Raw genomic sequence first — 3,351 nt, 5'->3', positions numbered from 1 at the left:
CCCGGGGAAGGGTCACGGCGCCGGGCGACCCGGGCGCCGCCTCCTCCGAGGGGCCGCCCCGGGGTTCCGCGGTGTCGAGCAGCGGTGGTGCCACGGACGGGGGCTCCTTCGGGTTCTGCACCGGCATGCCGGGACGGTAAGGCGCGCGGGTCGATGCCCGATCAACGCCGGATCAACAGCAACGACGCCCGGGCAACGGATTTGGTTCGGTGTGATGTTCATCACGTCTCTCCCGTGCCCGTCCCCGGCGCGTCGCGGCGGTGCGGCACGGTCCCCGCCGTGGTGATCCCCAGGACGGCCGGCTCACACCTCCTCGTAACCCCTGTGAAACACTCACAAGGCAGACTGGTAGGCGACCAGACCTGTAACTCCGTGAGGTACGCCTTGGACCGCCAGCAGGAATTCGTCCTCCGCACGCTCGAAGAGCGAGACATCCGGTTCATCCGGCTGTGGTTCACCGACGTGCTCGGCTTCCTGAAGTCGGTGGCCATAGCGCCGGCCGAACTGGAGGGCGCCTTCGCCGAGGGCATCGGCTTCGACGGCTCGGCGATCGAGGGCTTCTCGCGGGTCTACGAGTCGGACATGCTGGCCAAGCCCGACCCGTCGACGTTCCAGATACTGCCGTGGCGCAGTGAGTCGCCGGGCGCCGCCCGCATGTTCTGCGACATCCTGATGCCGGACGGCTCGCCGTCGCACGCCGACCCGCGCTTCGTGCTCAAGCGGACGCTCGCCAAGGCGGCCGACATGGGCTTCACGTTCTACACCCACCCCGAGGTGGAGTTCTTCCTGCTGCGCAACCGGCCGGAGAAGGGCGAGCGGCCCGAGCCCATCGACGAGGGCGGCTACTTCGACCACACGCCGCACAGCGCGGGCCACGACTTCCGCCGCAACGCGATCATGATGCTGGAGTCGATGGGCATCTCGGTGGAGTACAGCCACCACGAGGGCGCGCCGGGCCAGCAGGAGATCGACCTGCGCTACGCCGACGCGCTGACCACGGCCGACAACATCATGACGTTCCGGCTGGTGATGAAGGAGGTGGCGCTGGAGCAGGGCGTGTGGGCCTCGTTCATGCCCAAGCCGTTCACCGACTTCCCCGGGTCCGGCATGCACACGCACATGTCGCTGTTCGAGGGCGACCGCAACGCCTTCTACGAGCCCGGCGCCGACTACCAGCTCTCCAAGATCGGCCGGTCGTTCATCGGCGGCCTGCTCAGGCACGCCGCGGAGATCACCGCGGTCTGCAACCAGTGGGTCAACTCCTACAAGCGGCTGTGGGGCGGCGCGGAGGCCATCGCCGGCGCCGGCGGCGAGGCCCCCGCGTACATCTGCTGGGGGCACAACAACCGCTCCGCGCTCGTGCGCGTGCCCATGTACAAGCCGCACAAGGGCGGCTCCACCCGCATCGAGTTCCGGTCGGTCGACTCCTCCTGCAACCCGTACCTCGCCTTCGCCGTCATCCTGGCGGCCGGGCTCAAGGGCATCGAGGAGGGGTACGAGATGCCGCCGGGCGCCGAGGACGACGTGTGGGCGTTGACCAGCGCGGAGCGGCGGGCGCTCGGCATACAGCCGCTGCCCCAGTCGCTGGACGAGGCGATCACGGCCATGGAGCGCAGCGAGCTGGTCGCCGAGACGCTGGGCGAGCACGTCTTCGACTACTTCCTGCGCAACAAGCGCGCGGAGTGGCAGGACTACCGCCGCCAGGTGACCGAGTACGAGCTCGGCCGCTACCTGCCGGTGCTGTGACGGAGGTCATCCGTCACCGCGGCGTTACAGACTGCAAATCTTCCTGACACTCGCCCTTGTTTAGCTGGTCCCTACACCGGAACAGTAAAACCGGCTCACTTGTTGCGACTGTTACGGTGAGCCGTATCAAGGCGTGACTCAGGGAGGGCGTGGCCATATGACGGCGGCTGCGGGGCTGCAGACCGTTCTGACCGTACCGAAGCGTTTCCGGGGACCCGAGGGCACCGCCAACGGCGGATGGATCGCGGGCACCATCGCCGGCACGCTGACCGGGGGCGGTCACGACTGTCCGGTGGAGGTCACCCTCCGCAGACCGGTCCCGCTGGAGACCGCCCTGCCGGTCGAACACGTCGGCAACACCGTGGTTCTCAGCGAGGGCGACAGCCATCTCGTCGAGGCGATCCCCGTCGCCGAGACGCTGACGCCGCCGCCGTTCGTGCGGTTCACCGACGCGGCCCGCGCGGAGGCGGGCTTCCCGGGCAGGAACGGCCACGCCATCGCGGGCTGCTTCGCCTGCGGGCTGCGCGAGCCGGGCGACGGGCTGCGGATCTTCCCCGGCCCCGTGGAGGACCCGGCTGAGGGCGCGGTGGACGCCACGGGGGAGGGCGCCGAGCTCGTGGCCGCCGGCTGGCGGGTGCCGTTCAACGTGACCGACGAGCAGGGCGTGGTGCCCGACTCGATCGTCTGGGCGGCGCTGGACTGCGCCACCGGATGGGCCCACTACCGCAGCTTCCCGGACCGGCAGCCGATCCAGCCCCCGCTGCTCGGGCGGCTGACCGGACAGGTCTTCCGCCGGGTCTACCCGATGGGCAGGTATTCGGTCGTGGCCCGGGCCGAGGGCCGCGACGGCCGCAAGCTGTTCGGCACGAGCGCGGTCTACGAGGTGGACGGCACGCTCGTCGCCGCCGCCAGGGCCACCTGGATCCTGCCCCGCCAGTGATCCGACGCGGTGATCCCACGCGGTGATCCCGCTCGGTGATCTCGCCCGGAGCGGCCGCGGGTGACCCGCGGCCGTCCTGTGGTTCTCATCCGGTGAGGCGGGCGGCCACCACCGCGGCGCAACGGGGGTCGAACAGGATCGTGTAGTGGTTGCAGTCCGGCACGACCTCGTCGCGCAGACCGGGCAGCTCCGCCGCCCACCGCGCGGTGAGGTCGTCCGGAAGCATCCCGACGTCCTGGTTGAGCAGGCCTCTCGGCGCGCGGAGCAGGAGCGGCGCCGGCTCGACGGCCTTCAGGGCCGTCATGATCGCCTCGTGCTCGGTGAGCAGCCAGCGGCCGTCCTGCCGTACGGCGTCCTCGCGGGCGCGTGAGCGGACGGCTCCGTCCGGCCCGGTGGCGTCGTAGCGGACGTACGCCTCGACGAGCGGGGACCAGTCCCGGGCGAGCGCGGGATGGGCGCGGAAGAAGTCGAGGTAGGCCTCCACGCTCGGGTAGGTCTGGGAGAGCCGGGCGATGGCCGGGCCGAGCGTCGCCTCCAGCACCTCGTCGGGGTCGGCGCCGTCCGGCAGCGGCAGCGGCAGACCGCCGTCCACGAGCACCACCCGGGCGTAGCGCCGCCGCGCGCCGTGCAGGGCCGCGACGTAGGCGCCCATCGAGTGTCCGGTG

The 3,351-nt window shown here is 70.9% G+C and carries 3 protein-coding genes; 2 read left to right on the top strand and 1 reads right to left on the bottom strand.

The features are described from left to right. Positions 1-384 precede the first annotated feature (384 nt). Both glnA and AB0J39_RS38830 read left to right on the top strand, forming a co-directional pair. Positions 385-1,746, top strand: a complete 1,362-nt coding sequence (glnA, locus tag AB0J39_RS38835; protein WP_346225872.1) for a type I glutamate--ammonia ligase — start codon at positions 385-387, stop codon at positions 1,744-1,746. 157 nt (positions 1,747-1,903) lie between these two features. Next, positions 1,904-2,686, top strand: a complete 783-nt coding sequence (locus tag AB0J39_RS38830; RefSeq protein WP_363474120.1) for a hypothetical protein — start codon at positions 1,904-1,906, stop codon at positions 2,684-2,686. An 85-nt stretch (positions 2,687-2,771) separates the two neighbouring features. On the opposite strand, the gene AB0J39_RS38825 is transcribed toward AB0J39_RS38830, so the two are convergent. After that, a partial coding sequence (locus tag AB0J39_RS38825; RefSeq protein ID WP_363474118.1) for an alpha/beta fold hydrolase occupies positions 2,772-3,351 on the bottom strand: 580 nt, incomplete at its 5' end.

The sequence above is a fragment of the Microbispora sp. NPDC049633 genome, assembly GCF_040675265.1.
Classification (GTDB): domain Bacteria; phylum Actinomycetota; class Actinomycetes; order Streptosporangiales; family Streptosporangiaceae; genus Microbispora; species Microbispora maris.
This window is presented reverse-complemented; position numbering and strand designations above follow the sequence as displayed.